The organism is Roseiarcus sp. (genome assembly GCF_049514155.1).
Taxonomy (GTDB): Bacteria; Pseudomonadota; Alphaproteobacteria; order Rhizobiales; family Beijerinckiaceae; genus Roseiarcus.
Genome location: NZ_JBEKVH010000010.1, coordinates 23,494 through 38,893, shown reverse-complemented (window position 1 = coordinate 38,893; position 15,400 = coordinate 23,494). Strand labels below are relative to the sequence as shown.

At 67.1% G+C, this 15,400-nt stretch carries 13 protein-coding genes; 6 read left to right on the top strand and 7 right to left on the bottom strand.

What is annotated here, in order from left to right; genetic code table 11:
- The first annotated feature begins 396 nt into the window (after positions 1-396).
- Positions 397-1,506: an ABC transporter substrate-binding protein gene (locus ABSF49_RS02695; RefSeq protein WP_424111082.1), complete on the top strand. Its 1,110-nt coding sequence runs from the start codon at positions 397-399 to the stop codon at positions 1,504-1,506.
- A gap of 61 nt (positions 1,507-1,567) precedes the next feature.
- Here the strand turns inward: ABSF49_RS02695 and ygiD are convergent, their stop codons facing one another.
- The 6 genes from ygiD to uxaC form a co-directional block, all read right to left on the bottom strand.
- The gene (gene ygiD, locus ABSF49_RS02690) at positions 1,568-2,377 is read right to left on the bottom strand and encodes a 4,5-DOPA-extradiol-dioxygenase (RefSeq protein WP_424111081.1); all 810 of its coding nucleotides are present in this window, start codon (positions 2,375-2,377) and stop codon (positions 1,568-1,570) included.
- A 16-nt stretch (positions 2,378-2,393) separates the two neighbouring features.
- On the bottom strand, positions 2,394-3,017 hold the full coding sequence (locus ABSF49_RS02685) for an alpha/beta hydrolase (protein WP_424111080.1): 624 nt from the start codon (positions 3,015-3,017) through the stop codon (positions 2,394-2,396).
- 76 nt (positions 3,018-3,093) lie between these two features.
- Positions 3,094-3,738, bottom strand: a complete 645-nt coding sequence (locus tag ABSF49_RS02680; RefSeq protein ID WP_424111079.1) for an NADPH-dependent F420 reductase — start codon at positions 3,736-3,738, stop codon at positions 3,094-3,096.
- Positions 3,739-3,860: 122 nt separating this feature from the next.
- A complete protein-coding gene (locus ABSF49_RS02675; protein ID WP_424111078.1) occupies positions 3,861-4,772 on the bottom strand; it encodes a LysR family transcriptional regulator in 912 nt (303 codons plus the stop codon).
- 28 nt (positions 4,773-4,800) lie between these two features.
- Positions 4,801-5,532, bottom strand: a complete 732-nt coding sequence (locus ABSF49_RS02670) for a FadR/GntR family transcriptional regulator (protein ID WP_424111077.1) — start codon at positions 5,530-5,532, stop codon at positions 4,801-4,803.
- A 263-nt stretch (positions 5,533-5,795) separates the two neighbouring features.
- Positions 5,796-7,220, bottom strand: a complete 1,425-nt coding sequence (uxaC, locus tag ABSF49_RS02665; RefSeq protein ID WP_424111076.1) for a glucuronate isomerase — start codon at positions 7,218-7,220, stop codon at positions 5,796-5,798.
- 178 nt (positions 7,221-7,398) lie between these two features.
- Here uxaC and ABSF49_RS02660 point away from each other — a divergent pair, with 178 nt between their 5' ends.
- Together ABSF49_RS02660 and ABSF49_RS02655 are read left to right on the top strand one after the other, a co-directional pair.
- Positions 7,399-8,670 (top strand): MFS transporter, encoded by a 1,272-nt coding sequence (locus ABSF49_RS02660; RefSeq protein ID WP_424111075.1) that lies wholly within the window; start codon positions 7,399-7,401, stop codon positions 8,668-8,670.
- 536 nt (positions 8,671-9,206) lie between these two features.
- Positions 9,207-9,641: a hypothetical protein gene (locus ABSF49_RS02655; protein ID WP_424111074.1), complete on the top strand. Its 435-nt coding sequence runs from the start codon at positions 9,207-9,209 to the stop codon at positions 9,639-9,641.
- A gap of 102 nt (positions 9,642-9,743) precedes the next feature.
- On the opposite strand, the gene ABSF49_RS02650 is transcribed toward ABSF49_RS02655, so the two are convergent.
- Positions 9,744-11,165, bottom strand: a complete 1,422-nt coding sequence (locus ABSF49_RS02650; protein WP_424111073.1) for an L-fucose/L-arabinose isomerase family protein — start codon at positions 11,163-11,165, stop codon at positions 9,744-9,746.
- Between the two features lie 602 nt (positions 11,166-11,767).
- Here ABSF49_RS02650 and ABSF49_RS02645 point away from each other — a divergent pair.
- From ABSF49_RS02645 to ABSF49_RS02635, 3 genes are all read left to right on the top strand, one after another.
- Positions 11,768-13,240 carry an ASKHA domain-containing protein gene (locus ABSF49_RS02645; RefSeq protein ID WP_424111072.1) on the top strand — a complete coding sequence of 491 codons (1,473 nt, stop codon included), beginning with the start codon at positions 11,768-11,770 and terminating at the stop codon, positions 13,238-13,240.
- Between the two features lie 171 nt (positions 13,241-13,411).
- Positions 13,412-14,053, top strand: a complete 642-nt coding sequence (locus tag ABSF49_RS02640) for a corrinoid protein (protein WP_424111071.1) — start codon at positions 13,412-13,414, stop codon at positions 14,051-14,053.
- Between the two features lie 44 nt (positions 14,054-14,097).
- Complete coding sequence (locus tag ABSF49_RS02635; RefSeq protein ID WP_424111070.1) at positions 14,098-15,381, top strand: uroporphyrinogen decarboxylase family protein; 1,284 nt, start codon at positions 14,098-14,100, stop codon at positions 15,379-15,381.
- The last annotated feature ends 19 nt before the right edge of the window (positions 15,382-15,400 follow it).

Genomic DNA, 15,400 nt, shown 5'->3' with positions numbered 1-15,400 from the left:
CGTCGGCGATCCGTCGCGGCGCGGCAGGCAGAGACCAAGAACGACGGGTGTCGTTTCGGCGTGCGGATCGAAGCCAGGAAGTATGGAGTCAGTGTTGGCGCGAGGTCAGTGATCGCTGTTTCGAATGGTAACGATCGCTCTTTGTTATGAGCGATCGTCGACGCGCTGCTTGGCGCGATCTATGTGATCTAATTCACCCTTTTCCTCTCGTAGCCGCGACGACGCGCCGCGGCTTTTCCGTTCGACGGGCGATGCAGTTCGGTATATCGAACGATCAGCCCGCGGACGACGGGGCGCAGAGCGCAGACCGCGCTTGTCGGGCCTATCCAGCAAAAAATTCGCCGCGGCGCGAGGGCGCACTGGCGCGCCCTCTTTATGCAAGGAGGGTACTTGGTTATGCGCACAGCCTTCGTCCTGTCACTGGCAGGGTTCGTCTCGGCCTTGGCCATTGCGCCGGTCAAAGCCGACGACATCACGATCGCAGTCGCCGGACCGATGACCGGCCCGGTGGCGGCGATCGGCGACCAAATGAAGCGCGGCGCCGAAGCGGCGGCTGCGGCAATCAACGCGGCGGGCGGCATCGCCGGCCGCAACATCAAGATTGTCGTCGAGGACGACGTCTGCGATCCCAAGCAGGCGGTCGCTGTCGCCAATCTGATCGTCGGTCAGCAGATCAAGTTCGTCGACGGCCACGCCTGCTCGGGCTCGTCGATTCCCGCTTCCGACGTCTATTCCGACAACAAGGTGCTGATGATGAGCCCGGCGTCGACCAACCCGGCGCTGACCGAGAAGGGCTATCCGACGATCATGCGCGACTTCCCGCGCGACGACGCGCAGGGCGCGTTCGTCGCCCCGTGGATCGCCAAGAACTTCCCGGGCAAGAAGATCGCCATCCTCAACGACAAGTCGGCCTACGGCAAAGGCTTGGCGACGGTCGTCAAGCAGACGCTCAACAGCCTCGGCGTCCAGGAAGTGATGTTCGAAGGCATCAACCCGGGCGAGAAGGACTACAGCGCGATCGTCAGCAAGCTGAAGTCGGCCGGCGCCGAATTCGTCTATTTCGGCGGCTACCACACCGAAGCCGGCCTCATCCTGCGTCAGGCGTCCGACCAGGGGTACAAGTTCCAGTTGATGAGCGCCGACGCGCTCGCCACCGCGGAATTCTGGCCGATTGCTGGCCCGGCGGGCGAGGGAACGCTGTTCACCTTCGCTTCCGATCCGCGTCGTTCGCCGACCGCGGCCAAGGCGCTCGATGCGTTCAAGGCGCAGGGCTACAATCCTGAAGGTTTCACGCTGTTCTCGTATGGCGTCATCCAGGCGATCGCCGAGGGGATCAAGCGCGCCGGTTCGGACGATCCGGTCAAGGTTGCGAAGGCGTTGGAAAACGGCCAGCCGATCGACACCGTGTTCGGCCCGGTCAGCTTCGACGCCAAGGGCGACGTCAAGGATCCGCACTTCGACATCAACCAATGGCACGACGGCAAGTACGCCGCGATCAGCCAGTAAGCAAAGGCGGCTAAAACCCTGCGGCCGCGTCGGGCGAGAGCTCGGCGCGGCCGCTTGCGTTTCAGGACAGCGTGAACGAACGCATCGACAGCGACGCCATGTCGAACGAGGCGTTGAAGAACTGGAGCTCGTCCTTCGGGTCGGCGAGCGCGAGCGGATAGAGCACGGGCAGGAAGTGTTCCGGCGTCGGGTGGGCGTAGCGCGCCGACGGCAGGCGCGGCGCCGTCTCGGCGACGGCGCGGAAATCGCGATCTTCGATCATCTTCGTCAACCGCGCGTCGAAATCGACCGCCCAGTCGTAGGGCGGCGCGCCCGGATTCATCGCCATCAGATTGTGGACGAGGTTGCCCGAGCCGATGACGAGCACGCCGCGCTCGCGCAGCGCCTTGAGCTCCTTGGCGAGCTCGAAATGCTCGGCCGGCGACCTGCCAAGGTCGAGCGAAAGCTGGAACGCCGGCACGTCGGCCTTGGGGTACATGTGCAGCAGCACCGACCACGCGCCGTGATCGAGGCCCCAGCGCTCGTCGGGCTCGAGGTGGCTGCGCTTGACCAGTTCGATCGTCGCTTTCGCGAGGTCGGGCGCGCCCGGCGCGGGATATTGCTGGCGGAATAGCTCGCGCGGGAAACCGGCGAAGTCGTGGATCGTCTTCGGCTTGGCGCCGATGTGGACCATGGTCGCGCCGCGCGTCATCCAGTGCGCCGACACGACCAGGATCGCGCGCGGGGCCGGCAGCGACTCGCCGAGCGCGCGCCAGGCGCGGCCGTACTCGCTGTCCTCGATCGCGAACATCGGATTGCCGTGGCCGATGAACACCGTCGGCATGCGCGGCGTCGCCGGCAGATCGGCGAGCGCGGCGGGGAGTTCGGACATCGTCGTTTCCTTTCGTTCAAGCCGGCTTCAGCGCGCGGGCGAGGAAGGTCCCCGCCGCTTCGACGCCTTCGCCGGAAATCGAATGGCCGAGCCGCGCGAAGACGCGCGCCTCGACCGCGAAACCCGCCGCCTTCAGCCGCGTCGCGGCGCGGCGGCTTTCCTCCGCGGGGACGATCGCATCGCCCTCGCCGTGCAGCAGCAGCACCGGCGTCGCCGCAGCGGCGGGAAGCGGATCGGCTGCGCCGGGCAACCGGCCGGAAGAGGCGACGACCGCGGCGACCGGCCAGCGGCCGCTGGCGACGGCGTCGAGCGCCATGATCGCGCCCTGCGAGAAGCCGAACATAGCGACGCGGTCGAGCCGGCCGGAGAAGCCGCGCTCGGCGAGCGCCGCCGACACGACGCGATCGAACGCCTCGCGCGCCTCGCCGACCCGCTGTTGGCGATTGTCGGCGCTGATTCCGGCGACGCTGAACCATTGCCGCCCGGGACCGCCGCCATCGAACCGCCCCGGCGCGTCCGGCGCGGCGAAGGCCGCCGTCGGCAGGAACGCCGACAGCGGTTCAGCGAGCCGCGCCAGATCGGCGCCGGAGGCGCCGACGCCATGGAGGAAGACGACCAGACTGTCGTTCACGCTAGGCACGAGCCGAGACTCCTTTGAACGAGACGCGCGCGTCCTCAGGAACGCGCGCGCCGTCTTACCACCTTGTCGCGACGGCTCACGCCGCCTTGGCGGCGCTGAAGTTCCAGGTTGGAGCGATGTCGGCGCCAAGTCCGCGCCCGTAAGCCAGCACGACGTTGAGGCCGGCGAGCGGCTCGAGATAGCGCGCGAGCTTGAGGCCGCCGGTCTGCACCACGTCGAAGCCGGCCTTGCGGGCGATCGCCTCGACTGCGCCGTTGGCCGAAGCGTCGTCGCCGGCGACGAACACGGTCGTCGTGCGACCGGCCGCCTTGCCGCCGTTGGCGAGCACCTGGGCGAAGATGGTGTTGAACGCCTTCACCACCTTGGCCTTCGGCGCGAGCTTCTGGATCTCTTCGCCGGCGCTGGTCGTGTGGCCGATGGTCAGGCCCATGTAATCGGGGGTGAGAGGGTTGGAAATGTCGACGATCGTCTTGCCGGCGACGTCGCCGGCGGCGGCGAGAATCTCGGCCGCCGCGGCGAACGGCGCCGCGAGGACGATCACGTCGGCCGATTTGGCGGCGGCGGCGATGCTGTCGCCGCGCGCGCCGTGACCGGCGGCAGCGGCTGCGGCCTGCGCCTTGGCAACGTCGCGCGCGCCGACGACGACTTTGTAACCCGCCTTGGCGAACAGAGCGGCCAGACCGTTGGCCATGGCGCCGGCGCCGAGAATTGCGATGGACATGCGAAGCTCTCCCAATCGGCTGCCGACATCGGCTGCCTTCGCCTCGCTACATGCGCCTGTTCGGATTGGATTATAATATCGAATTCTGGATCGATTTTCGTTCTGATTTGGAACGAATGGCGTCACCAGCCCTGATCCCAACTCGGCACGCCGCGGAACCGCTCGGAGAGGAAATCGACCAGCGCCCGCACCCGCGCGGCGAGGTGGCGCCCCGGCGGATAGACGACGAAAAGTCCGGAGGGCGGCAGCTCGAAGGCGCCGAGCACCTGGATCAGTTCGCCGCCGGCGATGCTCGGGCCGGCGATGAAACTCGGCACGCGGGCGACGCCGAGCCCCGCGACGGCGGCGGCGATGCAGACTTCGGGATTGGAGAAGCGCAGCCGTCCATGCACCGCGACGCGAACCGGCTCGCCCTCGGGGGTGCGGAAGCGCCAGACGCCGGGATCGCGGAAATTGGTGTCGATGATGCAGTCGTGGTCGGCGAGCGCTGCGGGCCCGGCGGGAAAGCCGCGCCGCGCGAGATAGGACGTCGCCGCGCAGGCGATGACCCGCATCGGGCACAGTTTTCGCGCGATCAGGCTCGAATCCTCCGGCTCGCCGATGCGCACCGCGGCATCGAAGCCTTCGTCGACGAGATTGGCGAGGCGGTCGGAGAAGGAAACGTCGAGCTGGATCTCGGGATAGACCGCGGCGAAGGCGACCAAGATCGGCGCGAGCTGGGTCGAGCCGAACGACATCGGCACGGTCAGCGCAATGCGGCCGGCGGCGCGGCCCGAGGCGCTGCGCACCGAAGATTCGAGCGCGTCGAACTCCTCGATCAGGCCTTTGAGCCGCTCGTAATAGGCGCGGCCGATCTCGGTCGGCGACAGCGCGCGGGTGGTGCGATGGAAGAGCTGAACGCCGAGCTCGTTCTCGAGCCTGGTGACGAGTTTCGACGCCTGGCCGGCGCTGGTCGACAGCCGCTTCGCCGCGCGCGAGAAGCCGCCGCTCTCGAACACGGCGATGAACATGCGGTCGCAGTCGAGGCGGTCCATGCGCACTCCCAGCCGGTGTAGCGCAAACCTAGCGCGTCCGGCGGTGCGAAGCGACCTTGCTCCCCTCCGGGGCCGGCTCGTCGCCGGTCATGACCGAAAGCACTTGCGTCAAATGCGCGCGCATCGCCTCGCGCGCCGCCTTGCGCTTGCCGGCGCGGATCGCGGCGAGGATCGCGGCGTGGCCGCGCAATGTCGCCGTCCAATTGTCGCGCAGGCGGACGCGCTCCGACAGCAGCGAGAACACCGGCGCGTGCTGGTCCTGCCACAGGCGCTCGACCACCGCCGTCAGCGCCGCGTTGCCGCTGGCGCGCGCGATCGCGACGTGGAAGCCGAGATCGGCGCCGCGCCATTCGCGCCCCGCCGCGTGCTCGGCGATCATCTCGTCCTGCCGAGCCGTCATCGCGGCGAGGTCGAGCGGCGTCGCGCGCGCCGCAGCGAGCGCCGCCGTCTCGCCCTCGATCAGCATCCGCGCGCTGAGGATGTCGCTCGGGCTGTGGCCGGTGTTGATCGGCGCCGCGGGCGTGAGCGGCTGGTCGCGGACGAACGCGCCGGCGCCGGTGCGCACTTCGATCAGCCCGCCGATCTCCAGCGCGATCATCGCCTCGCGCACCACCGGCCGGCTCACCCGCAAGCTCTTGGCGAGGTCGCGCTCGGCCAGCAGTCGCTGGCCCGGCGCAAACTCGCCGGCGCGGATCAGGGCGCCGATCTGGTCGGCGACCTGTTCGTAAAGTCGCCGGCTGTCGACGGGCTGGAATGGCATCGGCGAGTCCTTTCAGACCAAACGCGCATTCGACAGAACGACGAGCGTGGCAGATTCGCTCATTGTTTGCTTGGCGGAGCGAGAGCGCGACCGGAATTCGAAGTCAAGGATGCGCGAAAGCGCACCGCCTCCGGCAGCGGCCCTTCGGGCCGTCCTTGAGTTCGAATTCCGGTCGCGCAAAATCGCCTCCAAGCAACCAATGGGCGGCTGCGCCGGGGCGCCCGGCGGGCGTCTCTTCCTCGTTGCGCCGCGGACTCGGTTCCTCACAGCTTGTAGGCCGCCTTCGCCAGCCGATAGGCGAGATCGTGCGCGACTTCGAACGCCTCGTCGCGCTCGAGCCGGCCTTCGGCGACGAGCCGGGCGAGAAAGGCGCAATCGACACGGCGGCTCATGTCGTGGCGCGCCGGAATCGACAGGAAGGCGCGGGTGTCGTCGTTGAAGCCGACGGTGTTGGAAAAGCCGGCGGTCTCGGTGACCGTCTCGCGGAAGCGCCGCATGCCCTCCGGGCTGTCGAGGAACCACCACGGCGGCCCGAGCCGCAGCGCCGGATAATGGCCGGCGAGCGGCGCGAGCTCGCGCGAGAAGGCGGTTTCGTCGAGGGTGAAGAGAATGATCGTCAGGCTCGGCTCGTTGCCGAAACGGTCGAGCAGCGGCTTCAGCGCGAAGACGTAGTCGGTCGGGGTCGGGATGTCGGCGCCCTTGTCGCGGCCGAAGGCCTTGAAGATCGTCGGATTGTGGTCGCGGAACGCGCCGGGATGGATCTGCATGACGAGCCCGTCGTCGAGGCTCATGCGCGCCATCTCGGTCAGCATCTGGGCGCGGAACATTTCGGCGTCGGCGGCCGACGCGCCGCCCTTGCGCACGCGGTCGTAGAGCGCCGCGGCTTCGCGCGTCGACAGATCGGCGGCGCCGGCGGTCGGATGGCCGTGATCGGTCGAGGTGCAGCCGACCGACTTGAAATAGGCGCGCCGCTTGGCGAGCGCGGCGAGGTAGCCTTGCCAGGTCGAGAGGTCGGCGTCGGCGATTTGCGCCAGCGCGGCGAGATTGTCGAGGAAACCGGGAAAGGCCGGGTCGACCACGGAATCGGGGCGGAAGGCGGTCAGCACCCGGCCGCGCCAGCCGCTCGCCTTGATCTTGCGGTGATGCCTGAGGTCGTCGAGCGGGCTCTCGGTCGTCGACAACGCCTCGATATTGAAGCGCGCGAACAAGGCGCGCGGGCGGAATTCGGGCCGCGCCAGGCAGGCGGCGATGTGGTCGTAGGCGCGATCGGCGTTTTCGGCCGACAGCCGCTCGTGAAAGCCGAACACCTCGGTGAAGGCGTGGCACAGCCACAGCCACGATGGCGTGCCGCGGAAGAGATGGAAGTTCCCGGCGAAGCGCCGCCAGATCTTGCGCGAGTCGGTCTCGACCGGGCCGCCGTCGACGCGCGGCACGCCGAGTTCTTCGGGCCGCACGCCCTGGCTGTAAAGCATGCGGTGGACGTAGTGGTCGGGGGCGATGAACAGCTGCGCCGGATCGGGGAAGGCCTCGTCGTCGGCGAACCATTGCGGGTCGCAGTGGCCGTGCGGGCTGAGGATCGGCAGCCGCGCGACCGTTTCGTAGAGCCCGCGGGCGATGTCGCGGGTGCGCGGGTCGGCGGGAAACAGGCGGTCGGGATCGAGCGCGAACGGGCGCGCGGAAGCGGTCATGGCGAAGCCTCGCGGGAATCGGCGCCGCATAGCGCAAAATTGAGGCTAGACATTCCGGCAAACTGGCCTAATGGTCAAGTGGTAAGGCCAATTTCGCGGGAGGGCGGAGGCGGCCGGGAAGGGACATGCGCGCGCCGGCGCCGGCGCCGGCCGCACACGAAAACGGGGAGGGGACTTCATGGGTCGGAACGGCTGGCTGCGCTGGGGGATGCTCGCGCTGATGTTCGCCGGCACGGTCGTCGTCTACGTCGACCGCGGCGTGGTCGGCGCGCTGTCGCCGATCCTCAAGAAAGAGGGGTTCTTCACCACCGAGCAATATTCCTACGTCGTCTCCGCGTTTCAGATCGTCTATTCTTTCGCCCAGCCAGTCGCCGGCTACCTCACCGACCTGATTGGCCCGCGCATCGGCTACGCCGTCGCCGCCCTCGTCTGGGGCCTGGCCGCGGCGCTGCAGGGTCTCTCGACCGGCTGGCTGTCGATGGCGGGCTTCCGCGCGCTGCTGGGCCTCAGCGAAGCGGCCGCGCTCCCGACCGGAACCAAGATGTCGACGCTGTGGTTCCCGTCGCGCGAGCGCTCGATCGCCACCGGCTGGTTCAACTCCGGTTCGTCGATCGGCGCGATGTTCACCCCGCCTTTGGTCATCTGGATCGCCACCAGTTACGGCTGGCGTCCGGCGTTTCTGATCACCGGCTCGCTCGGCGTCGCGGTTTCGATCGCCTGGTGGGTCTTCTATCGCGATCCCGACAAGCATCCCAGCCTGTCGCCGCAAGAACGCGCATACATCTATGAGGGCCGCGACCCGCCAACGGGCGCGGCGCAGAAGCCGTCGCTGAAGCCGCTGTTCGCGCATTGGCGGTTCCTCGGCATCGTCATCGCCCGCTTTCTGACCGAACCGGCGTGGCAGACCTTCCAGTTCTGGATCCCGCTCTACATAGTCACCGTGCGCGGCATGGACATCAAGCAGTTCGCGCTGTTCGCCTGGCTGCCGTTCCTCGCCTCCGACATCGGCTGCATATTCGGCGGCTATCTCGCGCCGTTCCTGCACAAGCGGCTGCACCTCAACATGGTCAACGCGCGGCTGACCACGATCACGATCGGCGCGTTGTGCATGGTCGGGCCGGCGCTGATCAGCTTCGTCGTCGATCCGATCACCGCGATCCTGTGCTTCTCGCTCGGCGGCTTCGCGCATCAGATGCTGTCGAGCATGATGTACGCGCTGATGGGCGACGTGTTCGAGAAGACCGAGATCGCGACCGCCACCGGCGTCGCCGGCATGTTCGGCTATCTCGGCGCCACGATCTTCACCCTGGTGCTCGGCGCGCTCGCCAGCACCGTCGGCTACGAACCGATGTTCGCGGTGCTGTTCCTCTTCGACCTCGCCGCCGCCGCGACCCTGTGGGCGTTCATCGGCGTGCGCCCAGGGACGGCGGAAGCGCAGGCGGCGGCGTAGGGGGACTGGTCCAAGCGCCGGGCGGGCGGGACGAATTCGAAGGATGAAAACCAATCGAGGGCGCCCGCCGCGGTTTTCGTCCGCGCGCTCCAGCGGCGGCGCGGCGCGTCGATTGCGGCATTGCGACGCATGAAGAGCCATCGCGGCCCCTCGTCATCGTCACCGCCATCGTTTCGGCCGGGCCTGACTTCAATGCCGATCGAGTCTGCCCGGAGGAACCTGGTGTGCTCGCCAACTCTGCAAAGGAGTTGGAGGCATTCTGGAGCGATGGTGAGAATAATCTGCGCTTTCCAACTGAAGGCATTTCCGCTCATCAGTTGGGGCAGCCGGTCACTCCGATTGCGATTTTCAGAGGCAGTAGTCGGAAGCGTGGTTATCAGTCATATTGTAACGCAACGGCATGGAAGATTAATATTATCGGATTCTAGACAGTATTGTATCGCCAGGCGCGATTGAAAGACACTGTTCAATCTGCAAGAAATGTGGAACGCTTCACGCCAAGGCGGGCGTACAGCGACTTTTCTTGGGGACAGCCTATGGCGCGCAATCGTTTCGCATGCATCTTTGTTGCGTCGTGCATGCTGGCGGGATGCGTCGCGAGCGGCGTGAAAGTCTCCGACGAACAGGCCCAGAGCTTCAGGATCGGCAAATCCACCTACGCCGACGTGGTTGAGCAGCTCGGCCCTCCGACTTCGAGTTCTTTGTCGTCAGACGGCACGCGAACCGCCAACTATTCCTATTCTGCGGCCTCGGCGCGCCCACAAGATTTCATTCCATACATTGGTCCGCTGGTTTCCGGCTATGACACGTCTTCGAGCGCCGTGACGTTTGTGTTCGACGCGCACGGCGTTCTCAAGAACATGTCCTCGACACAGAGCAACGTCGGAATAGGATCCAATTTGGCGGCCGGAAGCCCTCAGCCCGGAAGCCAGGCCCAGCCTCAATCGGCTCAGCCCCGAGTCGCCCCGTAAGGAAAGTACGAACAAGCGCCGCCGCGAGATGGGCGACCGAACCCCCGCCCGCGCAGCTCGAAACGCGGACGGGCGGAAAGTTATCTTGAGCGACGCCCCGGCCTAAGCCGGGCCGCCGTGCCAGTGCATGTTCCAGCCGAGGTAGCGCGACGTCGCTTCGTGCACGGCGGCGGCGGAATTCGACAGGTTGGCGGCGACATGGTGCTCGAAGCCGTTCTCGCAGATGTAGCGCAGCAGACGCTGCAGATCGGCGATCGCCACCACGCCGATGCCGCCGAAAGTCTCCAGCGGATCGTTGGTGAAGGCGCCGCCGCCGACATAGCCGCGCATCTTGCCGGTGACGTCGTCGGTCGAGAAGCGCGCGAAGCTCATTGCGCTCGCCTTCACCCGGCCGACCAGCGTGCCGTAGGTCTTCTCCTTGCCGACCGTGCCGGCGAGGATTTCTTGATAATCCATCCGCGCTGTCTCGAAGAAGGCCTTGGGCAGGTTGCTGCAATGGAAGCAGACAGCCTTGTTGGGGTCGTCGCCGTAATTGTTGTTCCAGTCGAGCAGCGCGCTCGGCGTCTGCGACGCCGCGGCCAGCGCGTGCATCGCGATCGCGCCGCAGATGTCGACCTCGCAGGCGCTCGACATCAGATTGTTGCTCATCATGCTCATCACCGCGCAGGGCACGACGCCGAAATATTCTTCCATCGCCGTCCAGCACTGCACGGCGCTGATCTTGACGTCCGTCTCGCGCATCCAGTCGTCGATGACGAAGCCGAGCTTGGCCATCTTGGTGAGCGAGGAGTCGGGGACGCCAGCGGTCGGCGCGTAGGCGCGGATCTGATCGAGTTTGCTCCGTACGCCGGCGTGGTCGTCGGCGAGCTTGCCGATGCGGCCGACGATTTCGGACAGGTCGACGGTCTCGATCGAGACGCCGTTCGCCTCGAGAATCTTTTCGCTGAAGCGGACGGTGTTGAAGGCGGCCGGCCGGGCGCCGATCGAGCCGACCCGCAGGTTCTTGAGACTGCTGACGACGCGACAGGTCGCGGCGAACTGAGCGAGATCGTCGGCGAATTCCTGGGAGTCGAGGCTCTCGGTGTGCAGCCTGGTCAGCGTGTAGGGAATGCCGTATTGGCGCAGGTTGTTGCAGGCCGACATCTTGCCGCAGAAGCTGTCGCGCCGGTGCTGGATCGTCATCTTGCCGGCGTTATCCGGGGTCGCCTGGATCAGCACGGGAACGCCGAGATCGGCGAGCCGCAGCGTGTTGGCGATCGCGCGCTCGTCGCCGAAGTTCGGCAAGGTGACGATCACGCCGTCGATGCGGTCGCGATTGGCCTTGAACAGCGCGGCGCATTTCTTGGAGTCGTCGAAGGTCTCGACCACGCCGTACCGCGTGTCCTCGGGGGTCAACACGACCGAGTCGTAACCCTTGTCGGCGAGAACTTTGATGATCTCCTCGCGCCCGGATTTGGCAAGCAGGGCGGGGAAGAAATTGCGGTTGCCGACGATCACGCCCATCGTCATCTTGCGATCGGTCATTTCATTTGCCTCCTGGTCGTGCGCCGCCGTCGCGGCGCGCCCAACGCGTATCCTCGCCGGCGATACAATTCCTGCTGGCGGTCTCAACCATGATTTGGGTCAACCCGTGGCGCTGAGGCCGGTCGCGAGCAGGCCGGAACGCGGCCGCGCCGCCGCGCCTTGGACGAGCTCGAGCGCAACCGGCGGGTAGGGATCGGCGCGCCGCTCCAGACAAAAGTGCGAAGACTTATGTCGTTGAAATCGCCTTGTCATTTCGACGACGCCGTCGGCCTCGCCGCCGCCGCCGCAAACGACGGCTGATCAGGAGGGACTGCGGCGCGGCGCGGGCCGACGGGCGCCGCAAGCTCGACGTCTGCCCCGCCCGCTTCCCCGCCGCCCGCGGCCAACGCCAATCCGCGCCGGATCGGATTTTACCGGTCGAATCAGCGGTCTCGTGATTCGCGTCAATGCCATTCCCGCCTATGGACTTATCGAAGACTCGCCGACGCGCTCCTGATCGCATTTTGCAACGAGGCGAAACAACGCACATAGTTAGTATAATGTAGAATCCGCGCCGCGACGATTGCCGCTCGCGCGAGACTTGCCGCGCGAGGGGTTGAGCGATGGCTCCGCAGCAATGTTCGCCCGCGGCTGTTCATCGCGTCGCCTTCGCGAATCTCAATCGCGAAATCGCCTGCAGCGAGGACGAGACGCTCTTTCACGCCGCGCGCCGGCACGGCGTCCGCCTCCTTGGCGCCTGCGGCTCTTGCACGGTGCGGCTCATCCGCGGCGAAGCCCTACTCGACGGCGAGACGGTCGTCGGTCCCGGCGGAAAGTGGCGTCGCGCTTGCCGCCTGAAGCCGCGGCGGGACTGCGAGGCCGAGATCGCGCCGCGCTCGCTCGCGCCTGTCGCGCGCGCCGAGGTCGAGGCGAAGGATTGGCTCGGCGACGTCGCCCCCGCGCCCGCGGTTCGCGCGTTCGACGTCCGCGTCGCCGAGCCGTCGCTCACCGACCCGCGCGGCGACTTCGAACGGCTCGTCGAGGCGCTTTCCGGCGTTCGCGCGATCGATCTCGCCGAGGCGGTCGGCCGGAGGGAAGAGGACATCTTCGACGTCGCCGTGTGCGGCAACACGGCGATGCAGCATCTGCTGCTCGGCTTGCCGGTCGGCCAGCTCGCGCGCGCTCCGTTCGTCGCCGCGACGAGCGGAGCGCTCGACGTCGAAGCGCGCGACCTCGGGCTGGCGCTCGCGCCCTCCGCGCGCGTTCACGCGGCCCCCGGCGTCGGCGGTTTCGTCGGCTCGGACCATGTTGCGGCGTTGCTGGCGACGCGCGCGCGCTGGGACGGGGACGGCGCGACGCTGGTGATGGACATCGGCGCCAACACGGAAATCTCGCTGGCGTCCGGCGGCCGGATTTTCTCGGCCTCGTGCCCGTCGGGCCCGGCGCTGGAAGGCGGGAACATCGCTTGCGGCATGCGGGCGGCGGAGGGCGCGATCGAACGCGTCGGGATAGAGAGCGGCGCCCTCGTCGTGACGACCATCGGCGGCGGCGAGGCGGTGGGCGTTTGCGGCTCCGGCGTTCTCGACGCGATCGCCGCCGCGCTTCGGCTGGGGCTCTTGAACAGTGGCGGGCGGATCCGCGACCACGGCGAAGGCGTCGTTCGCGTAGACGGCAGGCCGGCGATCGCGCTCGCGCCGGACGTACGCATTCTTCAGGCCGACGTGCGCGCCGTGCAGTTGGCGAAGGCCGCGATCCGCACCGGCGTCGATCTGCTCCTCGATCTCTGCGGCCTCGCCGAGCGAGAGGTCGACCGCTTCGTGCTCGCCGGCGCCTTCGGTCAGTACGTCGACGTCGCCAACGCGATCGCGATCGGCTTGCTGCCGCCGCTGCCGCTCGCGCGCTACGCGCAAGTCGGCAACGCGGCGGGCGTCGGCGTCGCGCGCATGCTCGCTTCGACCGTGGAACGCGAGCGTGCGGCCGCGATCGCCGCGCGTTGCCGCTACGTCGAGCTCAACACCCATCCGCAGTTCCAGAAGCGCTTCATGAACAATATCGGCTTCGCCGAGGACGCGAGCGCGCAAGGCGACGAGCCGTGACGAATGCGCCGGCAGGCGCTTCGGCGCTCGGGCGGCCCGATCCGGCGTTCGCGATCCGCTTCGGCCGGCGATCCGGCCCGATTGACGACAATCAACCCCTGTCGGGTCGCCATATTGTAGAAGCCGTTCATCGAACAACGAAATATGGCGGTCCTCGGGGAGGATAGGGCGATGGCGTTGTCGCAGGCATTGTTCGACGCAATTGTCGACGGCAAGGCGCAGCTCGCGCAGTCGCTGGTCGAAGAGGAACTCGAGGCCGGCGCCGACCCGCTGGCCCTCGTGTCCGCGACGATGATCCCGGCGATGGACGAAGTCGGCAAACTCTTCCATGAGGAGGAGTACTTCGTGCCGGAATTGCTGCTGTCCGCCCGGGCGATGAAAGCGGCGATGACGCCGTTGCGGCCGCTGCTCGCCGCGAAGGGCGCGAAGCCCGCAGGCGTCGTCGTCGCCGGCGCGGTCAAGGGCGACCTGCACGACATCGGCAAGAACCTCGTCACTTCGATGCTCGAAGGCGCGGGCTTCCAGGTGATCGATCTCGGCGCGGACGTGACGCCGGAATCGTTCGTCGCGGCCATTCGCGAGCACCGTCCGCAGATCGTTTGCCTTTCGGCGCTTCTGACGGTGACGATGGAGTCGATGCGGACGACGATCGCCGCGATCAAGGCTGCCGACCTCAGGCGCGAGGTCAAGGTCCTCGTCGGCGGCGCGCCTCTCAGCGAGCGGTATGCGACGGAGATCGGCGCCGACGGTTACGGCGCGACGGCGAGCGACGCGGTTGCGCTCGCGCGGCGGTGCGTGGGGCTGTCCAACTGATGCGAGGCCCGACGCCGGCAGGCCGGGAGACAGGAGTCGCGGCGATGAACGCCAAGAAGGCGATCGGACCCAAGCGCAAGCGGGTGCTCGATGCGATCAATCATCGCTCGCCCGACGGCGCGCCGATGGACTTTGGCGGATCGGCGACCACCGGCATGCACGTAAGCTGCGTCGCCAAGCTCAGAGACCATTACGGCCTCGAGCAGCGGCTGGTGAAAGTGTGCGAGCCGTTCCAGATGCTGGGCCTGATCGACGACGATCTCAAGGAGGCGATCGGGGTCGACGTCGCGGCGCTGATGGGCCGCGGCACGTTCTTCGGCTTCGACAATCGTGACTGGAAGCCGTGGAGCTTCAACGGGCTCGAGGTGCTGGTTCCGGAAGGCTTCCGCACCACCGTCGAGCCGGAAAAGGGCGGCGCGCTGATCTATCCCAAGGGCGATCTGAGCGCCCGCCCGAGCGGGCATATGCCCAAGGACGGCTTCTTCTTCGACGCGATCATCCGCCAGAAGCCGCTCGACCTCGATCATCTGAACCCCGACGACAACGCCGAGCAGTATCAGCCGCTGACCGAGGCTCAGCTCGACGACATCGAGCAGGACGCGCGTGCGCTCGAAAGCGGCGAGTACGCGGTGTTCGCGTCGCTGGTGAACACCAATCTCGGCGACATCGCCTGGGCGCCGGGGCCCGACCTGATCGATCCCAAAGGCGTGCGCGACGTCGCCGAGTGGTACATGCTGACGGCAAGTCGCCCGGACGTGGTGCACAAGATCTTCGAACGGCAGGTCGAGATTGGAATCGAGAATCTTGCAAGGATTCACCAGCGCCTCGGCGACGACGCGATCGACGTGGTCTTTCTCTGCGGCACGGACTTCGGCACGCAGACGTCGTCCTTCTGCTCGGTCAGGACGTTCGACTCGCTGTGGAAGCCGCACTACGTCGAGGTCTGCGACTGGATTCACAAGCACACGACCTGGAAAACCTTCAAGCATTCCTGCGGCTCGTCGGAGCGGTTCTTCGAATCGATGATCGACGCCGGGATCGACATCGTCAACCCGGTCCAGTGCTCGGCCAAAGGCATGGACCCGCGGATGTTGAAAGAGAAGTACAGGGGTCGCCTCGTCTTCTGGGGCGGCGGAGTCGACACGCAGCGGACGCTGCCGTTCGGGACGCCGGCCGAGGTGCGGGCCGAGGTTCTCGAACGCTGCGAGATCTTTTCGCCAGGCGGCGGCTTCGTGTTCAACGCGATCCACAATGTGCAGGCCAACACGCCGGTCGAGAACATGGTCGCGATGTTCGAGGCGGTGAAGGAATTCAACGGGCGACGCTGACCGCCGAGCGGCGTCTGCG

Bases quoted from the DNA above. Each gene is read 5' to 3' on its own strand.
- ABSF49_RS02675 (WP_424111078.1), bottom strand. From the start codon at position 4,772: ATGGACCGCCTCGACTGCGACCGCATGTTCATCGCCGTGTTCGAGAGC.
- uxaC (WP_424111076.1), bottom strand. From the start codon at position 7,220: ATGACCGCTTCCGCGCGCCCGTTCGCGCTCGATCCCGACCGCCTGTTT.
- ABSF49_RS02640 (WP_424111071.1), top strand. From the start codon at position 13,412: ATGGCGTTGTCGCAGGCATTGTTCGACGCAATTGTCGACGGCAAGGCG.
- ABSF49_RS02660 (WP_424111075.1), top strand. From the start codon at position 7,399: ATGGGTCGGAACGGCTGGCTGCGCTGGGGGATGCTCGCGCTGATGTTC.
- ygiD (WP_424111081.1), bottom strand. From the start codon at position 2,377: ATGTCCGAACTCCCCGCCGCGCTCGCCGATCTGCCGGCGACGCCGCGC.
- ABSF49_RS02695 (WP_424111082.1), top strand. From the start codon at position 397: ATGCGCACAGCCTTCGTCCTGTCACTGGCAGGGTTCGTCTCGGCCTTG.
- ABSF49_RS02670 (WP_424111077.1), bottom strand. From the start codon at position 5,532: ATGCCATTCCAGCCCGTCGACAGCCGGCGACTTTACGAACAGGTCGCC.
- ABSF49_RS02655 (WP_424111074.1), top strand. From the start codon at position 9,207: ATGGCGCGCAATCGTTTCGCATGCATCTTTGTTGCGTCGTGCATGCTG.
- ABSF49_RS02645 (WP_424111072.1), top strand. From the start codon at position 11,768: ATGGCTCCGCAGCAATGTTCGCCCGCGGCTGTTCATCGCGTCGCCTTC.
- ABSF49_RS02650 (WP_424111073.1), bottom strand. From the start codon at position 11,165: ATGACCGATCGCAAGATGACGATGGGCGTGATCGTCGGCAACCGCAAT.
- ABSF49_RS02635 (WP_424111070.1), top strand. From the start codon at position 14,098: ATGAACGCCAAGAAGGCGATCGGACCCAAGCGCAAGCGGGTGCTCGAT.
- ABSF49_RS02680 (WP_424111079.1), bottom strand. From the start codon at position 3,738: ATGTCCATCGCAATTCTCGGCGCCGGCGCCATGGCCAACGGTCTGGCC.